Raw genomic sequence first — 24,430 nt, 5'->3', positions numbered from 1 at the left:
AGAAAAGAAAGAAATAGATATATGAGACGATTTACGATTATTATTGGATGCTGTATGCTTTTGGTGACCTTACAATTTATTTTCAGTTGTGTGGATAGCAAGGATCGAAAGAAAATATCGATAGCGTACGCTAATTGGGCGGAGGGCATTGCTATGACCAACTTAGCCAAAGTGATATTAGAGGAGCAAGGATATCGGGTAACATTAAAAAATGCGGATATCGCCCCGATCTTTACTTCTGTCGCTTCGGGAAAAGCGGATGTGTTCATGGATGCATGGTTACCGGTGACCCATGCGGATTATATGGAACAATACGGGGACCGGCTTGAGACACTCGGAACGGTTTATGAGCATGCGAAATTGGGCTTGGTAGTTCCGGAGTACGTTACCATTCGTTCCATCGAGGATTTGAATGCCCATAAAGATCAATTTAAAGGTGAGATTATAGGGATCGATGCCGGCGCCGGTTTGATGAACTCGGCGGATAAGGCGGTTCAAGATTATTCTTTGGATTTTGATTTGAAATCTTCCAGTGGGGCTACGATGGTTGCTTTCTTGAAGAAATCGATTGATGCGAACGAATGGATCGTGGTTACCGGATGGACCCCTCATTGGATGTTCTCACGTTATCCGTTAAAATTCTTGGAAGACCCGAAAGAGGAATTTGGAGACTCGGAGCATATCGAGGCTATCGCTACGAAAGGATTCTCTGAGAAAGATCCATATGCAGCCTCTTTTTTCAAGAACTTTAAGTTAACCGATGAACAACTGAGCGAATTGATGTATTATATGGAAGACGGGACACGTACGGAATCGCGATCAGCCCGTGCTTGGCTTGAAAAACATCCCGAGATAATCAAATTATTCTTACCTTCGCAGGAGAATCAATTGAATGGGAGCCATGAGACAAATTAAGGGAGTCATATGTATTTTAATAAGTATCGTTATGTGTTGGTCTGCTTCAGCCGCAAACAATAAACGTTATGTGAATATCGTATTTATCGGGAATAGTATCACGTTTGGCGCCGGGTTACCGAAGCCTGTCCATGATGCGCCTCCTGTAAAGGCTGCATTGTTTTTAAGCAAGTGCCCGGAAGTGGCTTCGGTCAAGTATTCCAATAGAGGACAGAGCGGCTGCACTACCGTTGATTATTTGCCGGATACGAATACGCTCTTCCCGTGGGTCGTACGTGCTGCCGATAAATTTAAGGATGAGACTTGGGCGGATTTGGTGTTCTCTATTATGCTGGGGACGAACGATAGTGCGATAGAAGGCACGAACGGCTGCCCGGTAGCGCCCGAGCGGTATTATGAGAACATGAAGACAATTATCAATCGCTTATTAGCTTTATACCCGAATTGCCGTATTGTGGTACATCGTCCTTTATGGTATAGCCCGAATACGTATAATGGAGCTAAATATTTGGAAGAAGGCTTGCGAAGGCTCCAAGATTATTATCCGCAAATACAACGATTAGTCGATTATTATGCGTCTCATTTTCCCGGACAAGTCTTTCTGGGAGATACGAAAGGATTTGATTATTTTAAGGAAAACCATTTAACGGATTTCCAAGTGGAGAAGGGCAACGCCGGAGTGTTCTATCTTCATCCGAATGAGAAAGGAGCGGTCCGGTTAGGCGAATTGTGGAGTGAGGCGATTCGTCAGGCTTTAGGGCTTTGACCTCTATAAAAAAGCCATGCCATCCCAAGAAGACGACATGGCTTTTTAGGTCCATTTATAGGTATGACAAGCAAGTATTCGTTTATCTTTTTCCTAATCGATGATCCATTAATACGGCATGATGTTCTCCGTATAATTTAAGTTTCTCGACAATATTTTTCGCTGTAGCCTCTTCCTCTACCTGCTCTCGGACGAAGCCCCATAGGAAATCTTGTGTCGCCTTGTCTTTCTCTTCGGAAGCGATATCGACAATCTTGTCGATTGATCCGGATACATGCACCTCATGCTCGTAGATATGCTGGAAAATCTCCAACGGCTCTCCCCATGCCGTAGGAACGGAATTAACTACTCCGATCGTCACTTGTCCGCCACGCTTGATTGAGTAATCGATCATTTTATAGGCATGTTCAAGTTCCTCTTGCGATTGTTTTAGCGTCCAATGCGCGAAACCATCCAGCCCTATCTGAGTGAAATGTACCGACATGGATAAATATAGGTTGGATGACCACATCTCCATGTTGATTTGCTCGTTTAGAGCATCTGATAATTTTCTGCTTAAAATCATAATGGCTTATTCTATTTTATGTTGTTTATAAATAGAACAAGCCATTATCGGTTTTGTTGAGTTTTTACGAAGGAAAGTGTATCGAGGTTATTTGATCTCGATTACTTTCTCGGCCATTTTAGCCTCTTCCTCAGTTCTTTTCGGTATGCTGATACTCAAGACGCCGTTCTCAACCTTCGCCTCAATCTTGTCTTTCTCTACATTGTCAGGCAAAACCATGGTTTGTTGGAACTTGCTATAAGAGAATTCGCGTCTCAGATAGCGTCCGTCTTTCTTATCCTCATTCTTTTCTTCTTTTTTCTCCATAGATACGACCAAGTTGTTGTTCTCATCGATCTTGATGTTGAAATCGTTCTTCGTCATACCGGGAGCGGCTACCTCAACTCGATAATCCTTATCGGATTCTATCACGTTGATGGCTGGAGCTGTAGAGTTTGCTTTTATCATCCAGTCGTTGTCAAATAAATCATTGAATACATACGGTAACCAATTTTGACTTCTTCTCATCGGTGTCATAATACAGTCCTCCAATTATTAGTTAAACATTCTATTTACTATTCTTATTTCTGAACTCGTCCTTTTTAATCTCGAATTCGCTATAGATACTTCAAATGGTATGCCAATCTGATAATGTGTGTGTTAACTCGGATGAAAGAGATTGAATAAGGTTTAATCCACGCATGGGGAACTTATGTTTCGGGGGATGCGGGTGCAGGGAATAATATCTTTTAGAAACTGGAATAAGATACAATGAAACGGGAATCTGTAATATTGGCATAATATACGTTATTTTGGCACGATAGAATGACGGGTTGGATAATAACTTTTATCTTTAGACGTTCTATTCATGAATCATATGGGATCATGTTATCTAAAACAGTAAAGCTATTATGCCTAGAAGTAAGGAATTGATTTTATTGGCCCAACGTATCCGGGCCTTGTCCCAGACGGGGTTGGTTTATTCATTAAGCGAGTACGATACGGAACGTTATGAAGAGTTGAGCCGCCTAAGTGATGAGATAACGGCTCTGGCTACCGGATTGAAGCCCGATGATGTGGCGAGTGGTTACCGCCCGGCCCAAGAGTATGTAACCCCGAAAGTCGATATCCGTGCGGTTGTCTTTAACGAGAAAGACGAGATTTTGCTGGTCCGTGAGAAAATGGACGGATGTTGGTCGTTGCCCGGCGGATGGAGCGATGTGGGGTATTCCCCGAAAGAGGTAGCGGCGAAAGAGGTGAAAGAGGAGACGGGCTTGGATGTGCTTCCGGTCCGCTTGCTGGCCGTGATGGATATGAGCAAGCATCCGCATCCCGCTATACCTTATTATGTATATAAGTTTTTTATCCTTTGCGAGTTGAAGGGCGGATCGTTTACCGAGACCTTCGATATCTTGGGGAAAGGCTTCTTTCGATTGGAGGAGTTGCCCCCGTTGTCCTTGGAGCGTGTGCTGCCGGAGCAGATCCAACGGATGTACGGCTATTATAAGCATCCGGGCGAAGATGTTTATTTGGATTAAGGATACTTTTGTACCTTCGTGACTTCATTTTAAAAACAATGTTATGAAAAGATATTGTCAGACCTTGGATCTGAAAGAGGACGAGCAGTTGATAAAAGAGTATTGCTATTGGCATTCGCCGGAACATATCTGGCCGGAGATACCGGAAGGAATCCGTGCGGTAGGGATCTTGAATATGGAGATTTACCGTTTGGGAACCCGGTTGTTCATGATCGTGGAGACGCCCGATGATTTTGATTGGGATGCGGCGTTCGCCCGTTTGGCGACGATGGATAAGCAAGCGGAATGGGAGGACTTCGTGGCGAAGTATCAGAAAGCCGTTCCGGGAAGCTCCTCGTCGGAGAAATGGCAGTTAATGGAATGTATGTTTAAATTGCCGGGCGCGAGTAAATAGACGGAAGGATGGAAAAACAAAAGAAACAGTCGCTGGTGGCCGCCCCGGGAGGGAAATCTTATTTGGTCCCGTTTGTCTTGATCACGAGTTTGTTCTTGCTTTGGGGATTCGCCCACGGACTCTTGGATGTGCTGAACAAGCATTTCCAAGGAGTCTTCACGATGACCAAGGCAGAGAGCGGCTTGGTGCAATTCTCTACGTATATCGCTTATTTCTTGATGGCGTTGCCGGCGGGAGCGTTCATGAAACGTTACGGATATAGGAAAGGGATTATCATGGGTTTGCTATTGTTCGCTATCGGAGCTTTCGGGTTTATCCCGGCGGCTTTTTTGCATTCGGCTACACCTTTCTTGATCGCCTTGTTTGTGATCGCTTGCGGGCTTTGTATCTTGGAGACGGCGGCGAATCCTTATTCTACGATATTGGGGCCGCCCGCTTCCGCCGCCCAACGGCTGAACTTATCCCAGTCTTTTAATGGATTAGGTTGGATATTGGGGCCATTGGTAGGTGGTTTGTTGATATTCGGGGCACCGGAGGGAGATTCGATGGCGTTGACTAAACCTTATATCTTGGTAGGTGGTATCGTCTTGTTCGTAGCGTTGCTTTTCTTTTTCACGAAGTTGCCGGAGATTAAGCTGGAAGAAGAGGAGGAGGTGACCGCTATTGTCGAGGAGAAACCCGCTGCCTCCCTATGGAAACGTAGGCAGTTTGTGCGTTCCGTGGTCGCCCAATTCTGTTATTGCGCCGCGCAGACGGGAATCTTCGGGTTCTTTATTAATTACGTGACGGAGATGGACCCGGGTATCAGTAATTTGCGAGCGTCTCGTATTTTGGCATTCGGTGGAATGGCCTTGTTTATGATCGGGCGTTTGAGCGGTAGTTTTACGATGAAGTGGTTGGCTCCGGGCCGCTTGCTGACTTGGTATTCTTTGTTGAGTGCCGTTTGTATGGCTTTGGTGGTGGCTTCCGTAGGTACGCTTTCGCTATACGCTCTTTATTTATCCTTTTTCTTCATGTCCATCATGTTCCCTACGATTTTCGCGTTGGGGCTGGAAGGTATGGGCGTTTATACCAAGAAAGCCTCTTCTTATATCGTGATGGGAGTCGCCGGCGGCGCTTTCAGTCCGATGCTGATGGGATATATCGGCGAGGAGAATATGGCGCTGGGCTTCATCGTCCCGTTGATCGCTTTCTTGTATATCTTGTATTTCGCTATCAAATGCAAGCGGTAAATTTGGAATGCTGTTTTTTACTTATGGAATCCGGATAATAAACCAGCATGGCTTGTGTATGAAGGCTTGGGTTTCATGGGGTAAATGTTACGCTCTAGCAATATCTGCTTATCTATATCGTTTTCATTTTAAATAAAATAAAAGAGAGTGGATATGAATAAAGGTTTGTTTTTGTGTGGGCTATTTATAGCTCTATTTCTGGCTGGTTGTGGGGATGATGAGGTTAAAATCGCTAATCAGATGACTTTATACTCAAGGCCGGATACGATTCATCTGGGGGGTGACTTAGGGATGGATTCCATATTGGTGAAGGGCTTCACGGCTTGTGAGGCGTATGACGCGAAATGGGGAACATTGCCCGGGGATGTTGCGCAAGAGTTTGATATGAATGCCTCTTATCTCTATTTCTCGTATGAGGCAAGGGTGGTTTCTTTAGAGGATAGTATTTATGATATAGGGCAGAACTCGTATGCGGAAGAGAAAGCGGGTTTTTTGAAGGATTTTAGTTCGCAAGGCTTCGTTATCAGTTCACAGCATATGCGAGATGATAAGAGGCAAGTGATAGCATGTACCTATTTAATATATGTAGAGAAGAACTCAGATGGAGAGAAGATCGATCGCTGGCTTCCTGTACGGCCGGAGGAGTTGCGATGGCGTTATCTTCGTGTAAACTTTGATCAATTAAAAAATATAGAATGATATGAGACATTTAATCGTTGTATGTTTGGCTTTTATGATGGGCCTTAATGTGGCTTGCTCACGGGTGGAAGATCTTGGTAAGGATGATTTGCATTCTGAACCGACGATAGAGATCGTAAGTGGTGATACCTTGGATATTGTAGGGTTCACTCTTGCGCATGAGCTGGCTACTAGTGAAGGACGTTTGCCTTATAACGTAGGGGATGAGTTTGGTTATACGGGTTCTTACACCTATAAGTCCTATGTGGTAAGGACGGAATATACGTATCAGGATGATGGAAATAGTATTTGGGTTTGGGAGGATACATTGAGTTCAATAATAGGTTTTTATCCTTATCTTAGATCTGAGGTATATGATCTTGCGGATGTTCAGTTCCATATCCGGTCGTGCGCTCAAGGGGGATCGGTCTCTGTCGGGGAAAGGACGGATAGGTATGATACGGCTCTCCTCCATATCATTCGTTCCGCGAATGGAGAGGATATGGATGTATGGATTCCTTGTAAACCATCGGAATTGAGGTATCGATGTGTTGTATATCATTTAGAAGAGTGAACGGAATGTTTTTAGCCAAGCTCCGGCAGTAGATAATACCTGGAGCTTGACAATATCATTATCACTGCAACATCTGCATCAACTTATCCAACTTCGGAGCCATGATGATCTCCGTACGGCGGTTCTTGCTACGTCCATCGGCGGTCTCGTTATCAGCGACCGGCATAAACTCCCCACGACCACAAGGCTGTATCTGTAACGGATTCACCCCGTAATCCTTGGTAAGGATACGTACTACGGAGGTCGCACGGATCACGCTTAGATCCCAATTATCCTTGAATTGGGCGGTATTGATCGGCTTGCTGTCCGTATGGCCCTCTATATAAACGTCTATATCGTTTTGCTTATTCAACACCTCGGCCAACTTAGCCAACGCTTCCTTGCCTCGTTTATCGACCTTTGCGCTACCCGATTGGAACAGAAGCTTATCCGACATGGCTACATATACTTTACCATTCTTCTCGGTTACGGTCAGCTCGTCGCTGTTGAAACCCAGCAAAGCGTCTTTCACGCTACTCAACAGATTCTGTACCTTCGCATTCTGTGCGTTCATCATATCCTGTAGCTCGTTGATGGTACGCTCACGCTCGTCCAGCTCACTCATCTTTTGCTGTAACAAGGCATTCAGTTTGTCCTGCTCACCCATATTGGTATTCAACATGGTCTGGTAATTACGGATATCACGCCCCATTGTGGTCGTATCCCTTATCAAGGCGGCGATCCGGTTGTTGAGCGCGTCGTTATCGTCCTTGCATTTAATCAATTCCTCCTTCAAGGCGTCGCCACGTCCGATCGCCTCCAACCGGCCGTTCTCGGCAAGGAGGTATTTCTTTTTACTCACGCACGAAGAACATAAAAGGAGTGCGGAGACCGAGATAAATAACAATCTTTTCATTTTACGCATAAAATTTCGTGCAATGTAATATTTATTACAATTTCCCGCACGCAAGTTTAGGATATTTGTGTCTCATAAACCAATATTAAAGAATCAGCGGTATGAAAATAAGAGAAATAATACAAACGCTGTTCCCGACAAGAACTTGGAAACTAGCCGCTATTATAGCCGGAGGTGTCCTTTGCGGGCTGGGGTCTTATACCTTATATGCTTCCCGGGCGTGGACCTATTTGTCCGATGACCCGGCTACTTGCGTGAATTGCCACATCATGGGCCCTTATTACGCTACATGGAATCATAGCTCGCACAGCCGTAACGCCACTTGCAACGACTGCCATGTGCCGCACGAGAACGCCGTGAAGAAGTGGTTCTTCAAGGGTATGGACGGAATGCGCCACGCCTCGGTATTCATGATGCGAGGGGAACCGCAAGTGATACAGGCGATCGACGAGAGCGCGGAGGTAATCATGAATAACTGTATCCGTTGCCATACGCAGTTGAATACGGAATTCGTGAATACCGGAAGGATCGATCATGAGATGGCAATGGCGGGAGAAGGGAAAGCTTGCTGGGATTGCCATCGCGAGGTGCCGCACGGAGGTATGAACAGCCTGTCTTCTACACCGAATGCGTTGGTGCCTTATCCGAAGTCCGTATCGCCGGACTGGTTAAAAGATATCCTAAGTAAATAATAATAAATCAGTATAGTTATGGAAAAGAAATTAAAATCATGGCAAGGTTGGTTGCTGTTTGGAGGAACCATGGTCGTTGTTTTTGTTTTGGGTATGATCGCAGCTTCCGTGAACGAGAGACATGCGGAGGTCACTAGCGTAATGAATAATAAGAAGACGGAGATCACAGGAATCGAGGCTCGCAATGATAAGTTCGAATCGAATTATCCACGTGAGTACCAGACTTGGGAGGCTACGGCGGATACGAGTTTCAAGAGTTTATACAACGGGAATCAGGCGGTCGATGTGCTGGAGGCTCGTCCGGAAATGGTTATCCTTTGGGCTGGTTACGCTTTCTCTAAGGATTATTCTACCCCGAGAGGGCATATGCATGCGATCGAGGATATGCGTAACACGTTGCGTGTAGGCGCTCCGATGACAGAGAACGAGGGGCCGCAACCGGCTACTTGCTGGACTTGTAAAAGCCCGGATGTTCCCCGTATGATGCAAGCGATGGGCGTGGATAATTTCTATAAGGGCAAATGGGCTTCTCTGGGTAAAGAGATCGTGAATCCGATCGGTTGCGCCGATTGCCATGAGCCGGAGAATATGAACCTGCATATCAGTCGCCCGGCTTTGATCGAGGCTTTCCAGCGTCAAGGCAAGGACATCACGAAAGCGACCCAGCAAGAGATGCGTTCCTTGGTTTGCGCGCAATGCCACGTGGAATATTATTTCAAGGGCGATGGCAAATACTTGACTTTCCCTTGGGATAAAGGTTCTACGGTTGAGGATATGGAGGCTTATTATGATGAGGCCGGTTTCTCCGATTATACGCATAAGCTAAGCCGTGCTCCTATTTTAAAGGCACAGCATCCGGATTATGAGATCTCCCAAATGGGTATCCATGCGCAGCGGGGTGTATCTTGCGCCGATTGCCATATGCCGTATAAGAGCGAGGGGGGCGTGAAATATAGTGACCACCATATCCAAAGCCCGTTGGCTATGATCGACCGTACGTGTCAGGTTTGCCACCGTGAGAGCGAGGAGACCTTACGCAATAATGTGTACGAGCGTCAGAATAAGGCGAACGAGATGCGTAACCGTTTGGAGACCGAGTTGGCGGAAGCGCATATCGAGGCGAAGTTCGCGTGGGATAAGGGGGCTACCGAGGATCAGATGAAAGATGTATTGAAACTGATCCGTCAGGCACAATGGCGTTGGGATTTCGGCGTGGCTTCTCATGGTGGTGCGTTCCACGCTCCGCAAGAGATTCAAAGGATATTAGGCAATGGATTGGATAAGGCGATGCAGGCTCGTCTGGCTACTGCGAAAGTGTTAGCGAAATTAGGTTATACGGATGATGTTCCGATGCCGGACTTCTCTACGAAAGAAAAGGCTCAGCAATATATCGGTTTGGATATGGCCGCTGAACGTACCGCCAAGGAAAAATTCCTGAATACGATCGTTCCTCAATGGGTGAAAGAGGCGCAAGAAAATAATCGTTTAGCGAAGAACATTTGATTATGTGGAAACAACCTTGGGGATCTGCTGAAGGCTGGGCCATCTGTGCCGGTTTACTGATTACGGGATTTGGCTTGCAACTGATCACTGGCCCGGTTCAGGCAGGGTTGTTCCAATATCCGGTGAATGTGGCCGGAGGATTGATTTTTCTGCTGGTTCTATGTATAGGGTTTGTTGTTAGCCGGAAAATCACGGTTGTCCAGTGGTTTTCCGGGTTAACGGCGAGCATTACCTCTTTGTCGGCTCTTTTGTCAGTTGTGTTGGTTATGGGATTTGTGGGTCCGGGTATCGAGCGGATTACGATGTCGTGGCCTTTTGTCCTGCTGTTTCTCTATTTCTTGTTTGTCTTGGGCTTTGTCACATTGAAGCGTATCGTATCGTTTCGCTGGCGGGATGTTCCGTTTATGCTGAACCATGCCGGCTTATTTATCACGCTGCTGGCGGCGATCTTGGGAAACGGGGATTTACGCCGTTTACGGATGACGGTTCCGTTGGAGAATCCCGAGTGGAGGGCTTCGGACGAGAAGAATGAGATGATAGAGCTACCGCTCGCCATCGAGCTTCGTTCGTTTACGATCGATGAATATCCTCCTAAGTTAATGCTGATCGACAATACGACCGGAAAAGCGCTTCCCGAAAAGCAACCCGAGAATCTATTGGTAGAGGAAACTCCCTTGGCCGGGAACCTGCAAGGCTGGAAGGTTGAGGTTACCCGTTCACTACCGATGGCAGCTTGCGTGATGGGGCAGGATACGGTAAACTTCGTGGAATTTCACTCCGAGGGGGCGACCACCGCTTTATACGTAAAAGCACGTAACGAACTTACCGGACGGCAGAAGGAAGGCTGGGTGAGTTGTGGCAGCTATATCTTCCCATATATATCGCTCCAGCTGGATGATGCGGTTAGCATGGTGATGCCGGAACGGGAACCGAGACGCTTTGCCTCGGACGTTATGGTCTATACGAAAGATAAACAGACCAAGGAGGCGTGTATCGAGGTGAATAAGCCGCTCTCTATCGCCGGATGGAAAATCTACCAGTTGAGTTACGACGAGACGAAAGGTAAATGGAGCCGGATGAGTGTATTTGAGTTGGTAAGAGATCCATGGTTGCCGATCGTTTATACAGGGATCTTAATGATGATAGCCGGGGCGATCGGATTATTCCTGTCCGCTCCCGTAAAAAAAGAATAGTATGGATTGGAGTTACTTTATTTATTTCGCCGCTCCGGCGTTACTTTGCTGGATAGGTGGGGCATGGTTGGCTTATCGTCCTTCTTTTTCCAAGGGGGCTGTCGCTTGGACCGTGTTTGGCTTGGTTATATTTTCCGCTTTTATCGTAGGGATGTGGATCTCGTTGGAGAGGCCGCCCTTGCGCACGATGGGCGAGACTCGTTTATGGTATTCTTTCTTCTTGCCGGTGGCGGGCGTGATCACTTATGTCCGTTGGCGGTATAAATGGATACTTTCCTTTAGTACATTGTTGGCCTTTGTCTTTATCTGTGTCAATCTGTTTAAGCCGGAGATACATAACAAGACCTTGATGCCCGCTTTGCAAAGCCCGTGGTTCGCTCCGCACGTGATAGTCTATATGTTCTCTTACGCCATGCTGGGCGCCGCTGCCCTTATCGCCATTTACCTGCTGATCCGTGCGAGGAAGAAGGGGATTGACGAGGGGATGATGAGTTTATGCGATAACTTGGTATATGTCGGTATGGCCTTCCTCACGATTGGGATGCTGTTCGGCGCTTTATGGGCCAAGGAGGCGTGGGGGCATTATTGGAATTGGGACCCGAAGGAGACATGGGCGGCTGCCACTTGGTTGGGGTACTTGATTTATATCCATTATCGCCTTCGTCATCACTTGCGTTATTCGGCGGCGTTGGGGCTTTTGGTTTTCTCTTTTCTTTTGCTACAGGTGTGTTGGATTGGCGTGAATTATCTACCCTCCGCACGAGGATATAGTGTACATACTTATAATATGGAATAATTAAAATCAGAGGTATATGAAAAAACTAGTTGTTTTAGTAGCGGGCTTGCTCTCTGTGCCCCTTTTCGCGCAAGCGGAAGAAACACAAAATACGAAAGAGAATACGTTTTCGATGAAAGTGCAGATACGTCCGAGAGCCGAGTACCGGAACGGGGTCTTATTCCCCCGGCCTAAAGATGCCGAGTCCACCGGGTTTATCAATAACCGTGCCCGCTTTTCTTTGGGGTATGAGCGGGATCGTTTGTCTATCGGTTTGTCCGCGCAACATGTTGGCGTATGGGGGCAGGATCCTCAAATCGATAAGAATGGTCGTTTTATCTTGAATGAGGCGTGGGCGAAACTGGATTTCGGATCGGGTTTCTTCGCTAAGTTAGGTCGCCAGTCGTTGGTATACGATGACGAGCGTATCATGGGTGCATTGGATTGGAACGTGGCCGGTCGTTATCACGACGCTTTGAAACTGGGCTATGAGAACACGAATAACCAACTGCATTTAATTCTTGCGTTCAACCAGAATGATGAGAAAACGATCGGAGGAACGTATTACGCTCCGGGCGCGCAACCCTATAAAACAATGCAAACCCTTTGGTATAAGCATCTCTTCGACAAGAGTTTTAACGCATCCTTCTTGTTTATGAACTTAGGGATGGAAGGCGGTGATGCCGAGAAACAAAACTCGGATACAAAATACCTGCAAACGTTGGGAACGAACCTGATCTATACGCCTAGCCACTGGATGGTAGGCGGTACGTTCTATTATCAATTCGGCAAGACGAAAAGCGGACGGGATGTTTCCGCTTTTTTATGGGCGGTAAACGCCGCTTATCAAATCGATCCGCAATGGAAGATCGGTGTAGGTAGTGATTATCTGAGTGGCTCGGATGGGGCCGACGGGAAATATAAGGCGTTTGATCCTCTGTACGGAACCCATCATAAGTTTTATGGTGCCATGGATTATTTCTACGCCTCCTCTTTTGTCAACGGATTGAATCCGGGCTTATGGGATAATCAGGTAAATGTCGCCTATAAACCTTCTTCCAAGGTAAACCTGTCTTTAGCCTATCATTATTTCTCCATCACGGGCGACGTATACGAAGGTAATGATAAATTGAGTAAAGGTTTAGGTTCGGAATTGGATTTCCAAGTGGATTGGGTAATCATGAAAGACGTGAAATTATCGGCGGGATATTCTACGATGTTGGGAACGAATACCATGAAGGTCGTGAAGGGTGGAAATCCGTCTCATTGGCAAGATTGGGGTTGGTTATCAATAAATATTAATCCGACTATATTCACGACGAAATGGTAACAGTTCTCAAGGAAAAGGGTATATTTGCAGGAGTAAACCTTTTTTCAAAACAAGATACGATGGATATAACCGATATGTTTAAAATTCCGCTTTTTAAGAATTTTACGCTTAAGATGCGGGAAGAGTTTTTGGATAAACTTGAATATACAGTAGAGGAGCATCCAAAAGGAAAAACCATAATTCATCAAGGAACGACTTGTAACGCCCTTCATGTCTTATTGAAGGGAAAATTGAACGTGGATGTTTTGGACGTATCGGGTAACATCGTGCGCGTGGAGACGATACAGGCTCCACGCACGTTCGCTACGCCTCATATCTTTTCCGAGAAAAACCAGTTCCCCGCTACTTTTACCGTCGATGAGGATGTGGTATTGCTTAAGGGTTCCAAGGAGTCTGTATTTACCTTAATGCATTCTATGCCGTTATTCCTGCATAATTTCCTTTGTGTCAGTACAAGCTGTAATAAATGTACGATGACTCGTTTGAAGGTGCTTTCGTTTCGTGGCATCCGGAACCGCTTTATTTATTACTTATTCGAACATCAGCAAAAGGATTCGAATGTCGTGGAACTAGAACATACCCAAGAGCAGTTAGCGGAGTATTTTGGTGTTACCCGCCCGGCTTTATCGAAGGAAATCGGGAGATTGGTGGATGAGGGATTTATCAGCATTACAAGGAGAAAGGTGACGATTTTAAATAAGACGGCGTTAACATGTATGCTTTAATGCTTTTGGGAAAAAGGTAAAAAGCGTACATTTGTGCCCAAATAAATAACTCCGGTGTATGGGCAAAGTTTTAATTATCGACGACGAGAAGCAGATTTTAGGTTTACTTTCACGCATTATCGGTTTGGAGGGATACGAGGTCTTACAGGCTGCTACTTGTAAGGCGGGGCTGAGGCAGATGGAGCAACATTCGCCAGAGGTGGTATTGTGCGATGTGTTCTTGCCGGATGGTAATGGTGTGGATTTGGTGTCGGACTTAAAGAAACTTCGCCCTCTATCCGAGATCATCCTACTTACCGCGCATGGTAATATTCCGGATGGCGTACAGGCAATCAAGAATGGAGCCTTCGATTATATCACGAAAGGGGATGATAATAATAAGATCATTCCTCTGGTAGCCAAAGCGATGGAGAGAGCTTCTGCCGCTTATCAACAGCAAAAGAAGGAAGCTACGTCCGTCGGGAGGCAATATTCGTTTGATACGATTGTCGGTAAATCACCCGCTATCCAAGCGGCGATAGCGTTGGCTCAGAAAGTCTCGGCTACGGAGGTTCCGGTTCTGTTGACTGGTGAGACCGGTACGGGAAAAGAGGTCTTTGCTCAATCCATCCATCAACATAGTTCCCGGAAAGGGAAGTCTTTTGTCGCTATCAATTGTTCCTCTTTTAGTCGGGATTTATTGGAAAGCGAGATGTTCGGTCATAAAGCGGGGGCTTTTACCGGTGCTTTGAAAGAGACAAAAGGCTTGTTTGAGGAAGCTTCCGGAGGTACGATCTTCTTGGATGAGATCGGGGAAATGGCTTTCGACTTGCAAGCGAAATTGCTCCGTATCCTTGAGACCGGGGAGTTTATCAAGATCGGCGATACGAAACCTACGAAAGTGGATGTACGCATTATTGCCGCTACCAATCGTGACTTAGAGAAAGAGATCGAGCTAGGACATTTCCGGGAAGATCTATTTTATCGGCTTTCCGTTTTCCAGATCCATCTTCCTGCGCTTCGTGAACGGGTCGAGGATATCCCTCTCCATATAAAAGCCTTTGTTTCCGCTTTTTCCTCCAAGATGGGAAAGAATATCCGAACAATTTCGCCCGAATATATAGATGCCCTGAAAAAACGAGCTTGGAAAGGTAACGTACGTGAGTTGCGTAATGCAATTGAGCGTAGCCTAATTATTGCCGATGGAGATACCTTAACCTTGGATGCCCTCCCTTTGAATATGCAAACCTCCTCTGCGGCGAGTACGGAATCTTATAGCGGTTTTGACCTGAGTGGCGTAGAGAAAATGCATATCCAAAAAGTGCTCAAATACACAAAAGGCAATAAAACCGAAACTTCCCGCCTTCTAGGTATAGGCCTCACTACTCTTTATCGGAAGATTGAGGAGTATGGGCTTTAATCTCATATTCTGCATTTATGTATACCCGAAAGCATTTTGAAGATATGCAAGGAGAAACGGACATTGCTAAATATTTTATCTTTGCTGAACGTAAACTTAATAATAATCGCTTAAAATACATCACCTATGAGTCTGAAGATTAAAACAAAACTAAGATACGGAATCGGGCTGCTGTTTGCCATGATCGTTTTGCTGGGAGGTCTATCGGTAAAGAACATCTCCGATATGTCTGCCGACACAAGGAACATATTGGCCGATAATTATAATTCTTTGCTCTATTCACGCCGGATGCTGGATGCGCTGGAACGAATTGATAGCGATCCTTCGGCTCAAGCAGATTTCGAGAAAAACCTAGGGCTACAGAAAAAGAATATCACGGAGGTCGATGAGAATGTGGCCACCTCACATCTAGTCGCTCAATACGAGCAATTGGCGAAAGAGCGTAATGAGGAGAATATCCGTCGTGTACGTCTCGCCTTAAATCAAGTCATGAGTTTGAATATGGCTTCTATCTACAGGAAAAGCCAAGTGGCGGAGTCTACGTCTCAAAAGGCTTTATTTTGGATTTGGGGGATTGGCCTCTCTTGTATGGTGGTCGCTTTCGCTTTTTTAATACGTTTCCCCCGTTCGATAAATACCCCTATCCGTATGTTGATGGACGGTATCATGGAGATCGCTAACCATAATTACGAGAAACGCTTGGATCTCGCTAAATATGATGAATTCGAGGGGGTCGCGAAATCCTTTAACCGGATGGCGGAACGGCTTACGGAATACCGGAAAAGTACGTTGGCGGATATTATCCAAGGAAAGAAATATATAGAGGCTATCGTGAATAGTATCACGGAGCCAATCATAGGCTTGGATCGGGATCGTAAGATTCTTTTCGCCAATAACGAGGCTTTGACGATCTTGAATCTCAAGCGGGAAAACGTGATCGGAAAGTCTGCCTCGGAATTATCCTTACGGAACGATTTGCTTCGCAGGTTAGTTCGGGAACTGATCCAGCCGAGCGAGAAAAAAGAGCCGCTTAAAATTTACGCAGATAATAAGGAAAGTTATTTTCAAGTGCAATATATACCGATCCGTGTGTTGGAGAATGGCGAGGCGGAGGTGTATGTGGGCGACGTGATCTTATTGAAGAACATCACGGAGTTTAAGGAGTTGGATTCCGCTAAGACCACTTTTATCTCGACGATCTCCCATGAATTGAAAACTCCGATATCGGCGATCATGATGAGCCTGAAATTGTTGGAGGATGCCCGTGTGGGAGCCATGAACGACGAGCAAAAAGCACTGGCGGAAAGTATCAAGGAAAGTAGTAATCGATTACTGGAAATAACCAGTGAGCTATTGAAAATGACGCAGGTGGAGGCTGGCAAGCTACAATTGAATCCGAAAATAACCAAACCGATCGAATTGATCGAGTATGCGATAAAGGCGAACCAAGTGCAAGCTGATCGCTTCAATTGCCATATAGAGGTGGAATACCCGGAGAAGATTTCCAAGCTTTTCGTGGATAGCGAGAAAATCGCATGGGTCTTGACGAATCTATTGTCGAACGCAATTCATTATACCCCGGAGAATGGCCGTATCATAATCGGTGCCCGCCAGCAAGATCATAGCGTGGAGATCTATGTGCAAGATTTCGGTAAGGGTATTGATCCCCGATATCATCAAAGTATATTCGATCGCTATTTCCGTGTGCCGGGAACGAAGGTACAAGGGAGTGGCCTAGGGTTGGCTATCAGTAAAGACTTCGTGGAAGCTCATGGAGGAACACTTTCTGTTGATAGCGCAGTTGGAAAAGGAAGTACTTTTGTTATAAAATTCAATGTATAAGAGGGTAAAAAAAGAGGGTGTTAATTACCCTCTTTTATAATATCGCTTCCTCTGGAAGTGGATGTATCCGATCTTGCCGAACCTTTGTAATGTACATCACTACCTCCGCTTGCCGAAGCCTTGATATAATCGGTTACGTGCGTATAAATATCGGAGCCACCACTGGCGGAACATTCCAACTGGTTTAAGATAAGATCATAAGCCTTGATATCCGAGCCACCTGAGGCGGAATATTCGCCGTTCTCCGCTTTTCCCGTAAGCTTGAGATCGCTACCTCCGCTGGCACGGCCTCGTATTATTCGGGTAGTAAGATCGTTGATGATGATATCGCTACCGCTGGTCGCCTCAATTATGCAATTAGATACGTTGACCGGTTTCTCCATTTTCACGTCGCTACCCCTTGTCGCTATAATTTCCAGATCATCTCCGGATAAAGCGCTTCTCAGGACAAAATCCATACAACCGGACATCTGGATTTTTTCCAGCTTCTTGGAAGTGCCCTCTATTTTAAATCGGGTAGGGCTTAATTGTGTACCATTCTCTGTGGAGATTGAAAGTTCTTCGTTTTTTACTTGAACGTTTATATAAGGATATAAGTTCTCGTCGATCGTGATTCGTAAGGACGCTGATTCTCCTTGCGTATATCCGAAAACGTACGACGGATTTCCCCCACGGCTGAATAGGCTGAACCAACTGTCGCTATATCCCATGGCGGTTGAGCCGACTTTTATCGCTGAATAGTCTCTGACGGAGATTTCTTTCGTGATAATATCCCCATTCCCTTTTACTTTCTTCGCCTCGATAGGCATCACGCAAAAAGCGATCAACGCAAATAAGGCCATCATTCTTGTTCTCATATGAAGTGTAATTAATTTATACTCTTTTCTTATAAGACGAATGGAGTTGAAAAAACGTTACATCTAAAATGAAAAAAAAAAAGCTATCATTGACTTTTTTTGTGATAGCTTCTTTTTCTTGCCCTAATAACAGGGAGGTCGATTAATTACTTTTAGGTTTTTCAACCATATGTTCTACTCTGTCTTTGACGTATTCGACTTGATTTTACCCGTGTCTACCACGTCCTTTACTTTTTTCTTCGCCTTATCTGTAAGACCGTGGAGTTCGTTCTCCAGACATTCGAACTGTCCTTGATCTTCCATCCTGCGAAGTACGTAACCAACAACTACACCTACGGCTAAACCGAATAATACATTTTTCATAACTACTACTTTTTATGAGTTAAAACATTATTTTTTGTAGTTATGAAACAGCAAGTCAACCAATAAGGTTGGTGTTTATTTGTTATTTTTCAGTAAATCCCTAATCTCGGTAAGTAATTGGATATCCGCAGGGGGAGCGGCCGGAGCTTTCGGGGCCTCTTCCTTCTTCTTGCTTAAAGCATTAACACCTTTGACAAGTAAAAAGACGGCGAAAGCTATGATTATGAAATCCAGTGTCACTTGTATGAAATTTCCGTAGTTAATGGAGACCGCCGGAGAGATCACCTTGTCTCCCTCCATTACAGCATGCTTCAAGGTGATTTTTAAATCCGTGAAATTGACGCCACCTACAAGTAAACCTACCGCCGGCATGATCAGATCCGCTACGATAGAAGATACGATCTTTCCAAAGGCACCACCGATAATGATACCTACCGCCATGTCCACTACGTTACCTCGCATGGCGAACTGCTTAAACTCTTGTAATATTTTTTTCATAAAACAACGCTTTTTATATTATAACAACAAAATTAGCCATAAGTTGAATATTTTCAATGCTTATAGCGAAATTTGAAGAAATTATTTTTGATTTTCATGTTTTTGTTTGACCCATTTGAGCATTGATGTGTTATATCCTCTTTCTTTGGCCTTAGTCAATAAAAAGAGAATAGCCTCTTCTGGGAGTGTAGGCGTACGACTAAGTAGCCATAAATAGTCTGAGGTATTACTGCCTACGAGAGCGTATGAGTAATTATCCTCGTCAATTTCCATAATGTTGTACTCGGCGTAGAACCGCATAAAGAAACACACTTTTAATTTACTAGGACACGTAGGATCTGTTATTTTGGCTATACCTTTCGCTCGTTTGAAGGAACCGGAAAAATTACCCCAATATCCGCTGTTAACAACTTCTATATCTCCATTCGGGAGAAATGAGTATTCCACGGTAGCCCCTACGAGATTATGCTCAAAGCGATGATCAAAGCGTGCTATTTCAAACCATTTCCCCATATAGCGGTGTAAATCCAAAGTCTGGACGGTTTCTTTGTTTATAATGTGTTGAGTGCAAGATAAATTACACTGCATTATAAGACAGATGAGGCCTATTAGTTTAAATCGCATAGGTTTTTATTTTTATCTCATAATAAACATAGAGAGCCTCTAAAAAGTTTGAAAACGTTCATATTTTAGGATTTTTATTTTTTCGACAATCTGTGCTTTAACTTTTAATTTGAAATTTCTATCCTGTCTGAAGTGAGAAATTCGTAGTTGTGGCATTTCCGGACGATAGATTTAGATCCACGTTTTTATATGTTTTTTTGTATTGAAAATTTCATAGTTATGATTTGGAAAAGTCATAACTATGAAATAAAAAGTCATAACTATGAAATAAATGACTCTTTACAGTGAAAAAAATATATGAAGATGTTTTAATTGTAAATGCTTGTTTGAGAGTTAGTAATCGTCAAGATGTCTAACTTTGCGTGTTTGTTTTCAGTTGGAATTTAAAATAGAGAGATATGGATGAGAAAGATTTGGTGGAAGGGATGCGAGAGTATATAAGTCTGTTACAAAAGGAAGGACGGTATTCCTCGGCGAAAAGTTATCAGGATGCGATGAACTCTTTTATACGGTATAGCGGGACGGATCGTATCCCATATACATATATAAATAAGGATACTCTTCGCCGGTACGAGGCTTATTTGTTGGAGAAAGGCTGCATGCGTAATACGGTCTCCACGTATATCCGCCGTTTGCGTTGTATCTATAACAAGGCGGTGGAGAATGGCGAGGCGGCGTTTATCCCTTCATTATTCAAGGGGGTTTTTACGGGTGTGGAAAGCCAGCGCAAGAAATCCTTGCCTCTGGGTGATTTGAATCGCCTGATGACTGTCCCTGTAAAAGGAGAGAAGTTAAGGAAGACACAGTTGGCCCTTTGTTTGATGTTTCAATATGGGGGAATGTCGTTCGTTGATTTCGCCCATTTGAATAGAGGTAATATCAAGAACGGCATATTGGATTACAATCGCCAGAAGACCGGGACCTCTATGCGGTTGGAGGTCTTGGATACGGCGGAAGCTATGTATAAGGAACTGGCAGGTGAGAGGGCGGGAGGCTCCGGCTATTTATTTCCCTTTTTAAGTGGGACGAAGAACGGCCATGAGGAATATCTCGAGTACAATGCGGCCTTGTCCCGGTTTAACCGGAACTTGAAGACGTTGAAAGAGGTTGCCGGAATAGTCTCGGATGTGACTTCCTACACGATCCGTCATTCTTTTGCCATGGCATTGAAGGAACAAAATGTCCCCATAGAGATGATCAGCGAGTTATTAGGCCATAAATCCATCAAGACAACCCAGATTTATCTGAGAAGTTTCTCGTTGGAGAAAATGACGGTGGTAAACAAGTCTTGCTTTGAGAATGTATATAATTATATGCCAGAGGTGGGATGAGGCTACTTGGGGAGTAGCGTTCATTTCACGGTGCAAATGTAGCAAAAAATAGCAAATAACAAGCAATCATTAGTTTTAGTTTGTGCTCCGGCCTTGATTCTCCTTAAATCTTCGTTCTTATTCCTAGTGTATAGACATGGCAATAGAGACGAAATGATCTCGTATTTCCTACATCATCACGTCCCTTCTAAAAATCGAACATACATTCCTGTAGAGACGGGGCGTGCCCCGTCTCATCCCCTCCAAATGGTAACTTAAAGCTACTATCAGACAGTGGGAGACGGGACACGCCCCGTCTCTACAACCGGGTGATAACCGTTCTCGCACCTTTTACGCTACTCCCCAAGTAGCCTAAGATTTCGAGAGATGGTAATTTTCAGTAATGCCATATTTAAAAATATAAAACGCTGTTTATCAAGATGATGTAAATGATTCTTGGTAGGGCTCTGAATTGCCGTGGGGTCTGTTTTCGGGCCACGGGATAACCACTAGAAAAGATAATCATAGAGATGGATATATTGACAGGCAAGTGCTCGGATAGGTTCATGGCGCATGTTCTGAAGCGACGTGACCAGGAGGCCGTCCGCTGGTACGTGCTCACGCTCCCTACCGCCGGTGGCGGGCGTGACAGGATCAGCCCCTCGAAGGGGCTGGACGCTGAGCTTTCCCGCCGTGAGCGTCGTGGGGAGGCCTTGTTCGAGTATTTCTCCCCCTCGTATGTCGAGGCGAGGAAGGTGGGCGGCAAGATGGTCAACACGAAACGGCCCCTGCTGTACAACTACGTGTTCGTCCACGCCTCGGAGGACGAGATCTTCCGCCTGAAGCGTACGCTTCCCCTGTATAATTTCCTCCCCCGGGTTTCCTCCGGCGGGCGGTCTTATTTCCCGTACCTCTCGGATCGTGAGATGGATACCTTGCGTTGGGTCGCGGCTTCTTACTCCAACGAGCTTCCGGTGTACGTGCCAGATAGCGGCCGCTTGTTGAAAGGCGACCGTGTGCGTATCACCTCCGGCCCTTTTACCGACATGGAGGCGGAGGTGGTGGTGCAGCCGGGCGGTGGGCATAAGGACGTGATGGTGCGTATCCTCGACTGTCTGTGGGTCCCCTTGTTCGAGGTGAGAGCGGGGGAGTATGAGTTGATCGAGCTGAACACGGGGGGCAAGCACGTGTATACCCATTTGGACAACGACCGTCTGTCGGAGGGCTTGCACGATGCCTTGGGCCGTTACCATGCCTCCGGCGTGGTAGTGGATGAGGATGTCCGTCTGGCCCGTGAGGTCCTGCGTGGCTACGCCTCTCTCCGTGGTGAGACCGACGTGATCCGTTGCAAGCTTTACTCTTTGCTCCTTCCAGCCTATCTGCTTTTGGGCGAGTCGGATGAGTTCGATCGTTTGCACGCCACGATGCGCAGCATGCTCCCGGTGATAAAAGCGGGGCAATCCCGTGCCTTGTTGCTGGTCACGCTGTACGGCTGTACGGACAGCAGCCTCTACCAGCGCATGGCGCACGAGGTGGTTGACCCGTGGCTGGACGAGCCTTCTCCCAAGAAAAGTAAGTCTGTGTTGATACGTCGTCTACGTGATTACGACGGTTGGCTGAAACATAATGAATAAGGAATAATTCAAAATTCATACATCATACATCATAATTCAAGACATGTCTTCCCTTCCTTCGGGCATCCGTTTGATGAACCTGTTGCGTGACCATTTGACAGAGATCATGGATCGTGAGCGTGCGAACCTGAACTCAATACACCTGTATTGTACGGGATCTTACTGGGTGTCGTTCGAGCGTTCTGCCTATCAGTTGCGTCGTGTGTTTCCGGATAGCGAGACTACGCCGCTGCGCCTGTTCGCTTATCCGTTCCCGATCGTGATGGTGTCCGTTACGGATCGCTCACTCCGTTTGTACGCCCGTAAACATATCTTGAGGAGGGACGAGACGGATTACAAGCTATTGACCGTCCCCGGGCTTCCCATGGCGGATTACCATGTATGGCACGCTGGCGAGGTGGAAGGCTTGCCCCAGCTGACATGAACTCCAAATATGAAGCGCTGGAAAAGTAATAAACTCAATTATGGTATAATGATTTTGATTGATGGTTGGCAATTAGCATGAAATTTCGTATATTTACTCTAGAGGAAAAATAATTGTCATAAATTAATGAAAGCGGACGTGCTAAATTCGATAAAAGAGACCTTACGTAAGGTGATCTTGATTTCCATCTGAAAGGCACTCATAAGGAAATGCCGTCCGATGAGATGGGCAATGGGGCGATAGACCCCCATGAGCAATCTTAGGTGACTTGCGCCACTAACCTAAGATATTTTACCAACGCACCTAAGATACATGGTGGATGAACCTAGGATATTTTTTTAGTCAAAACAAATGCTTTGGGTCTGTTACGGATCTGAAGTGACTACTTATATACAATAATCATTATGTCAGAGGAAATCAAAATTGCTGTAGCTGGAACCGGTTATGTCGGGTTGAGTATTGCTACGCTGTTGGCACAGCATCATCCGGTCACTGCGGTTGACGTTATACCGGAGAAGGTGGAGACGCTAAACCGGAAGCAATCTCCTATTCAGGATGAGTATATCGAAAAATACCTAAAGGAGAAGGAGTTGAACTTGACGGCTACGCTTGATGGAGCGTCCGCTTATCGTGATGCCGATTTCATCGTTATTGCGGCTCCTACCAATTATGATCCGGTGAAGAACTATTTTGATACGCACCATATTGAGGATGTGATCGATCTGGTATTGAGTGTTAATCCAAGGGCGGTGATGGTGATCAAGTCGACCATTCCGGTCGGATATTGCCGGAGTCTTTATCTGAGATACGCCCAAAAGGGTATTGAGCGACTCAATCTGCTGTTTTCTCCGGAGTTTTTGCGTGAGAGCAAGGCGCTTTATGACAATCTTTATCCCAGCCGTATAATCGTTGGTTATCCCAAATTGCTAAGCGATGAGCAATTCAATGCGGAGAATGAGGCGATCGAGAGGATTGCGGATATTCCGGGTTTGGAGAAGGCTGCCCACACGTTCGCCGCCCTGCTTCAAGAAGGTGCCATTAAACAGGATATTCCGGCGCTATTCATGGGAATGAAGGAGGCCGAGGCCGTGAAGTTGTTTGCTAATACCTATCTGGCTTTGCGTGTAAGTTATTTTAACGAGTTGGATACCTATGCGGAGGTGAAAGGTTTGGATTCGAGTGCCATCATCCAGGGCGTGGGGCTGGATCCTCGTATTGGCACGCATTATAACAACCCTAGCTTTGGTTACGGGGGCTACTGTCTGCCGAAGGACACCAAGCAGTTGCTCGCCAATTATCAGGATGTTCCCCAGAATATGATGACCGCGATCGTGGAGAGCAATCATACCCGTAAGGATTTCATTGCGGACCAGGTGTTGCGCAAGGCCGGCTACTACGATTATAGCGAGAGGAACATTTTCCGGTGCTCCGAAGAGCGAGAATGCGTCGTGGGGGTATACCGTTTGACGATGAAATCGAACAGTGATAATTTTCGCCAGTCCTCTATTCAAGGCGTGATGAAACGTATCAAGGCGAAAGGGGTCAAGGTGATCGTCTATGAGCCTGCATTGAAAGACGGGAGTTCTTTCTTCGGCAGTGCCGTGGTGAATGATCTCGCCCGTTTCAAGGAGATGAGCCACGCCATCATAGCCAATCGTTATGATGATTGTCTGGACGATGTGTTGGGAAAGGTCTATACGAGGGATATCTTCGGTAGGGATTGAA

At 45.7% G+C, this 24,430-nt stretch carries 26 protein-coding genes; 19 read left to right on the top strand and 7 right to left on the bottom strand.

Annotation, left to right across the window (positions count from 1 at the left end):
- Positions 1-21: 21 nt before the first annotated feature.
- Positions 22-915 carry a glycine betaine ABC transporter substrate-binding protein gene (locus CI959_RS02510; RefSeq protein ID WP_057316653.1) on the top strand — a complete coding sequence of 298 codons (894 nt, stop codon included), beginning with the start codon at positions 22-24 and terminating at the stop codon, positions 913-915.
- Complete coding sequence (locus tag CI959_RS02505) at positions 902-1,681, top strand: GDSL-type esterase/lipase family protein (RefSeq protein ID WP_057316651.1); 780 nt, start codon at positions 902-904, stop codon at positions 1,679-1,681. The genes CI959_RS02510 and CI959_RS02505 overlap by 14 nt, the downstream gene beginning before the upstream one ends.
- Positions 1,682-1,763: 82 nt before the next feature.
- Here the strand turns inward: CI959_RS02505 and CI959_RS02500 are convergent, their stop codons facing one another.
- Both CI959_RS02500 and CI959_RS02495 read right to left on the bottom strand, forming a co-directional pair.
- Entirely contained in the window at positions 1,764-2,246 is a 483-nt protein-coding gene (locus tag CI959_RS02500) for a ferritin (RefSeq protein WP_005865648.1), read from the bottom strand.
- An 87-nt stretch (positions 2,247-2,333) separates the two neighbouring features.
- Positions 2,334-2,762, bottom strand: a complete 429-nt coding sequence (locus CI959_RS02495) for an Hsp20/alpha crystallin family protein (RefSeq protein ID WP_005855288.1) — start codon at positions 2,760-2,762, stop codon at positions 2,334-2,336.
- 374 nt (positions 2,763-3,136) lie between these two features.
- On the opposite strand from CI959_RS02495, the gene CI959_RS02490 reads away from it, so the two are divergent.
- The 5 genes from CI959_RS02490 (at position 3,137) to CI959_RS02470 (ending at position 6,641) form a co-directional block, all read left to right on the top strand.
- Positions 3,137-3,763, top strand: a complete 627-nt coding sequence (locus CI959_RS02490) for an NUDIX hydrolase N-terminal domain-containing protein (protein ID WP_036632121.1) — start codon at positions 3,137-3,139, stop codon at positions 3,761-3,763.
- Positions 3,764-3,806: 43 nt separating this feature from the next.
- On the top strand, positions 3,807-4,157 hold the full coding sequence (locus tag CI959_RS02485; protein ID WP_009276819.1) for an L-rhamnose mutarotase: 351 nt from the start codon (positions 3,807-3,809) through the stop codon (positions 4,155-4,157).
- An 8-nt stretch (positions 4,158-4,165) separates the two neighbouring features.
- Positions 4,166-5,389, top strand: a complete 1,224-nt coding sequence (locus CI959_RS02480; RefSeq protein ID WP_036632123.1) for a sugar MFS transporter — start codon at positions 4,166-4,168, stop codon at positions 5,387-5,389.
- Between the two features lie 153 nt (positions 5,390-5,542).
- On the top strand, positions 5,543-6,088 hold the full coding sequence (locus CI959_RS02475) for a hypothetical protein (RefSeq protein WP_009018640.1): 546 nt from the start codon (positions 5,543-5,545) through the stop codon (positions 6,086-6,088).
- Between the two features lies 1 nt (position 6,089).
- The gene (locus tag CI959_RS02470) at positions 6,090-6,641 is read left to right on the top strand and encodes a hypothetical protein (RefSeq protein WP_005855303.1); all 552 of its coding nucleotides are present in this window, start codon (positions 6,090-6,092) and stop codon (positions 6,639-6,641) included.
- Between the two features lie 61 nt (positions 6,642-6,702).
- On the opposite strand, the gene CI959_RS02465 is transcribed toward CI959_RS02470, so the two are convergent.
- Positions 6,703-7,536 (bottom strand): OmpA family protein, encoded by an 834-nt coding sequence (locus CI959_RS02465; protein WP_011965889.1) that lies wholly within the window; start codon positions 7,534-7,536, stop codon positions 6,703-6,705.
- Between the two features lie 101 nt (positions 7,537-7,637).
- On the opposite strand from CI959_RS02465, the gene nrfH reads away from it, so the two are divergent.
- The 8 genes from nrfH to CI959_RS02425 all read left to right on the top strand — a co-directional run bounded on the left by nrfH (position 7,638) and on the right by CI959_RS02425 (position 16,995).
- On the top strand, positions 7,638-8,228 hold the full coding sequence (nrfH, locus tag CI959_RS02460; RefSeq protein WP_036632128.1) for a cytochrome c nitrite reductase small subunit: 591 nt from the start codon (positions 7,638-7,640) through the stop codon (positions 8,226-8,228).
- An 18-nt stretch (positions 8,229-8,246) separates the two neighbouring features.
- A complete protein-coding gene (nrfA, locus tag CI959_RS02455) occupies positions 8,247-9,731 on the top strand; it encodes an ammonia-forming cytochrome c nitrite reductase (protein ID WP_036632130.1) in 1,485 nt (494 codons plus the stop codon).
- 2 nt (positions 9,732-9,733) lie between these two features.
- Entirely contained in the window at positions 9,734-10,924 is a 1,191-nt protein-coding gene (locus tag CI959_RS02450; protein WP_005855314.1) for a cytochrome c biogenesis protein ResB, read from the top strand.
- A gap of 1 nt (position 10,925) precedes the next feature.
- Positions 10,926-11,720, top strand: a complete 795-nt coding sequence (ccsA, locus tag CI959_RS02445) for a cytochrome c biogenesis protein CcsA (RefSeq protein WP_005855316.1) — start codon at positions 10,926-10,928, stop codon at positions 11,718-11,720.
- A 16-nt stretch (positions 11,721-11,736) separates the two neighbouring features.
- Positions 11,737-13,029 carry an alginate export family protein gene (locus tag CI959_RS02440; protein ID WP_036632131.1) on the top strand — a complete coding sequence of 431 codons (1,293 nt, stop codon included), beginning with the start codon at positions 11,737-11,739 and terminating at the stop codon, positions 13,027-13,029.
- Positions 13,030-13,088: 59 nt separating this feature from the next.
- A complete protein-coding gene (locus tag CI959_RS02435) occupies positions 13,089-13,754 on the top strand; it encodes a Crp/Fnr family transcriptional regulator (RefSeq protein ID WP_005855320.1) in 666 nt (221 codons plus the stop codon).
- 58 nt (positions 13,755-13,812) lie between these two features.
- Positions 13,813-15,153 carry a sigma-54 dependent transcriptional regulator gene (locus tag CI959_RS02430; RefSeq protein WP_005855322.1) on the top strand — a complete coding sequence of 447 codons (1,341 nt, stop codon included), beginning with the start codon at positions 13,813-13,815 and terminating at the stop codon, positions 15,151-15,153.
- 126 nt (positions 15,154-15,279) lie between these two features.
- Positions 15,280-16,995 (top strand): ATP-binding protein, encoded by a 1,716-nt coding sequence (locus tag CI959_RS02425; RefSeq protein WP_005855323.1) that lies wholly within the window; start codon positions 15,280-15,282, stop codon positions 16,993-16,995.
- A 20-nt stretch (positions 16,996-17,015) separates the two neighbouring features.
- Here the strand turns inward: CI959_RS02425 and CI959_RS02420 are convergent, their stop codons facing one another.
- From CI959_RS02420 to CI959_RS02405, 4 genes are all read right to left on the bottom strand, one after another.
- Positions 17,016-17,852, bottom strand: a complete 837-nt coding sequence (locus tag CI959_RS02420; RefSeq protein ID WP_057316649.1) for a head GIN domain-containing protein — start codon at positions 17,850-17,852, stop codon at positions 17,016-17,018.
- A 174-nt stretch (positions 17,853-18,026) separates the two neighbouring features.
- Positions 18,027-18,215 (bottom strand): hypothetical protein, encoded by a 189-nt coding sequence (locus CI959_RS02415; protein ID WP_230327293.1) that lies wholly within the window; start codon positions 18,213-18,215, stop codon positions 18,027-18,029.
- Positions 18,216-18,290: 75 nt separating this feature from the next.
- Positions 18,291-18,713: a large-conductance mechanosensitive channel protein MscL gene (mscL, locus tag CI959_RS02410; protein WP_005865683.1), complete on the bottom strand. Its 423-nt coding sequence runs from the start codon at positions 18,711-18,713 to the stop codon at positions 18,291-18,293.
- 81 nt (positions 18,714-18,794) lie between these two features.
- Positions 18,795-19,337: a lipocalin family protein gene (locus CI959_RS02405; protein ID WP_005855331.1), complete on the bottom strand. Its 543-nt coding sequence runs from the start codon at positions 19,335-19,337 to the stop codon at positions 18,795-18,797.
- Between the two features lie 398 nt (positions 19,338-19,735).
- Here CI959_RS02405 and CI959_RS02400 point away from each other — a divergent pair, with 398 nt between their 5' ends.
- The 4 genes from CI959_RS02400 (at position 19,736) to CI959_RS02380 (ending at position 24,429) form a co-directional block, all read left to right on the top strand.
- Positions 19,736-20,668 carry a site-specific integrase gene (locus CI959_RS02400; RefSeq protein WP_009276824.1) on the top strand — a complete coding sequence of 311 codons (933 nt, stop codon included), beginning with the start codon at positions 19,736-19,738 and terminating at the stop codon, positions 20,666-20,668.
- A gap of 509 nt (positions 20,669-21,177) precedes the next feature.
- Positions 21,178-22,281 (top strand): transcription termination/antitermination protein NusG, encoded by a 1,104-nt coding sequence (locus tag CI959_RS02390; protein WP_009276825.1) that lies wholly within the window; start codon positions 21,178-21,180, stop codon positions 22,279-22,281.
- 43 nt (positions 22,282-22,324) lie between these two features.
- Positions 22,325-22,705, top strand: a complete 381-nt coding sequence (locus CI959_RS02385) for a hypothetical protein (RefSeq protein ID WP_005855337.1) — start codon at positions 22,325-22,327, stop codon at positions 22,703-22,705.
- A gap of 404 nt (positions 22,706-23,109) precedes the next feature.
- A complete protein-coding gene (locus CI959_RS02380; protein WP_009276826.1) occupies positions 23,110-24,429 on the top strand; it encodes a nucleotide sugar dehydrogenase in 1,320 nt (439 codons plus the stop codon).
- Position 24,430 lies beyond the last annotated feature (1 nt).

The sequence above is a fragment of the Parabacteroides sp. AT13 genome (assembly GCF_002272965.1).
In the GTDB taxonomy this organism is placed as follows: Bacteria; Bacteroidota; Bacteroidia; order Bacteroidales; family Tannerellaceae; genus Parabacteroides; species Parabacteroides distasonis.
The sequence above is the reverse complement of the archived record's forward strand: the minus strand, read 5'-3'. Positions and strand labels throughout refer to the sequence as shown.